Origin of the sequence: Streptomyces sp. NRRL S-378, from assembly GCF_000720645.1 — a bacterium.
Lineage (GTDB): Bacteria > Actinomycetota > Actinomycetes > Streptomycetales > Streptomycetaceae > Streptomyces.
Genome location: NZ_JOBX01000159.1, coordinates 1 through 2209, shown reverse-complemented (window position 1 = coordinate 2209; position 2209 = coordinate 1). Strand labels below are relative to the sequence as shown.

Genomic DNA, 2209 nt, shown 5'->3' with positions numbered 1-2209 from the left:
GGTCAGGGGTGGTCGACGAGGGGGAGGAGTTCGCCGGCGGGGCGGGGGCGGGTGTGTTCGTGCTGTTCGAGGCCGAAGGTGGTGAAGGCGGTGCGTGGGGGCTGGGGGTAGGGCTCTTTGCCGGTGAGGGTGTTGAGGATGGAGGCGCTGCGCCAGGCGGCGAGGCCGAGGTCGGGGGCGCCGACGCCGTGGGTGTGGCGTTCGCCGTTCTGGACGAAGATGCTGCCGGTGACGGAGGGGTCGAGGATCATCCGGTAGCGGTCGTCGATGCGGGGGCGGCCGGAGGAGTCTTTGCGCAGGTAGGGGTCGAGGCCTGCGAGGAGGCGGGTGAGGGGGCGTTCGCGGTAGCCGGTGGCGAGGACGACGGCGTCGGTGGTGAGGCGGGAGCGGGCGCCTTGTTCGGTGTGTTCGAGGTGGAGTTCGACTTTGGTGGTGGCGACGCGTCCGGCGGTGCGGACGGTGACTCCGGGGGTGAGGACGGCGTCGGGCCAGCCGCCGTGGAGGGTGCGGCGGTAGAGCTCGTCGTGGATGGCGGCGATGGTGGCGGTGTCGATGCCTTTGTGGAGTTGCCATTGGGCGGGGACGAGGTGGTCGCGTACGGGTTCGGGGAGGGAGTGGAAGTAGCGGGTGTAGTCGGGGGTGAAGTGTTCGAGGCCGAGTTTTGAGTACTCCATCGGGGCGAAGGAGGGGGTTCTGGCGAGCCAGGTGAGGCGTTCGCGGCCGGCGGGGCGGGCGCGGAGGAGGTCGAGGAAGACTTCGGCGCCGGACTGGCCGGATCCGATGACGGTGACGTGGTCGGCGCCGATGATGCGTTGGCGGTTGTCGAGGTAGTCGGCGGAGTGGATGACGGGGACGGTGGGGGCTTCGGCGAGGGGGCGCAGGGGTTCGGGGATGTGGGGTGCGGTGCCGATGCCGAGGGCGAGGTTGCGGGTGTAGGTGCGGCCGAGGGCTTCGGCTTCGCCGGTGGGGTCGAGTTGGGTGAAGTCGACTTCGAAGAGGTCGCGTTCGGGGTTCCAGCGGACGGCGTCGACCTGGTGGCCGAAGTGGAGTCCGGGGACGCGGCCGGCGACCCAGCGGCAGTAGGCGTCGTATTCGGCGCGGTGGATGTGGAACTGCTCGGCGAAGTAGAAGGGGTAGAGCCGTTCCTTGTGCTTGAGGTAGCTGAGGAAGCTCCAGGGGCTGGCGGGGTCGGCGAGGGTGACGAGGTCGGCGAGGAAGGGGACTTGGAGGGTGGTGCCGTCGATGAGGAGGCCGGGGTGCCAGCGGAAGTCGCGGCGCTGCTCGTAGAAGGCGGTGGCGAGTTCGCCGGCTCCTTGGTGGGGGAGGCCGTGGGCGAGGGCGGCGAGGGACAGGTTGGACGGTCCGATGCCGATTCCGACGAGGTCGTGGGGTGCATCGAGCTGGGCGGTCATCGGTGGGTGCTGCCTTCCAGGAGGGCGATGAGGGTGTCCAGGTCTCCCGCCGTGGTGTGCGGGTTGAGCAGGGTGGCTTTGAGCCAGAGGCGGCCGTCGGCGTGGGTGCGGCCGAGGACGGCGCGGCCTTGGTGGAGGAGGGTGCGGCGCAGGGTGGCGACGTCGTCGTCGGTGGCGTGGGTGGGCCGGAAGAGGACGGTGCTGATGGTGGGTGGCGCGTGGAGTTCGAAGCGGGGGTGGGCGTCGAGGAGTCGGGCGAGGTGGTGGGCGAGCTTGCAGGTGTGGTCGATGAGGTGGGTGAGGCCGTCGCGGCCGAGTGAGCGCAGGGTGGTGGCGATTTTGAGGGCGTCGGGGCGGCGGGTGGTGCGCAGGGAGCGGCCGAGGAGGTCGGGGAGTCCGGCTTCGGTGTCGTCGGTGGCGTTGAGGTAGTCGGCTTGGTGGGCGAGGGGGGCGAGAAGGGCGGTGTCGGGGACGGTGAGGAGTCCTGCGGCGACGGGCTGCCAGCCGAGTTTGTGCAGGTCGATGGTGAGGGAGTGGGCGCGGCCGAGTCCGGTGAGTTTGTGCCGGTGGTGGGGGCTGAGGGCGAGGAGGCCGCCGTATGCGGCGTCGATGTGGAGGTCGGCGCCGTGGTGGTCGCAGAGGTCGGCGATGGCGGGGAGGGGGTCGATGAGGCCTGCGTCGGTGGTGCCGGCGGTGGCGGTGACGAGGGTGGGGCCGGGGGTGGTGGCGAGGGCGTCGGCGAGGGGGGCGCTGTCTCTTATACACATCTGACGCTGCCGACGAATAGAGAGGGGTAG

2 protein-coding genes are annotated in these 2209 nt (G+C 70.7%); both read right to left on the bottom strand.

Going from position 1 to position 2209, the window contains the following annotated elements; all coding sequences use genetic code 11:
• Positions 1–2: 2 nt before the first annotated feature.
• Complete coding sequence (locus IH80_RS0138235) at positions 3–1412, bottom strand: lysine N(6)-hydroxylase/L-ornithine N(5)-oxygenase family protein (protein WP_037882350.1); 1410 nt, start codon at positions 1410–1412, stop codon at positions 3–5.
• Positions 1409–2209, bottom strand: an 801-nt coding sequence (locus IH80_RS0138230) for a pyridoxal phosphate-dependent decarboxylase family protein (protein ID WP_234432541.1), incomplete at its 5' end; no start/stop codon positions are given. The genes IH80_RS0138230 and IH80_RS0138235, both read right to left, overlap by 4 nt.

Excerpts from the sequence above, each read along its gene's own strand:
- IH80_RS0138235 (WP_037882350.1), bottom strand. The coding sequence starts at position 1,412 with ATGACCGCCCAGCTCGATGCACCCCACGACCTCGTCGGAATCGGCATC.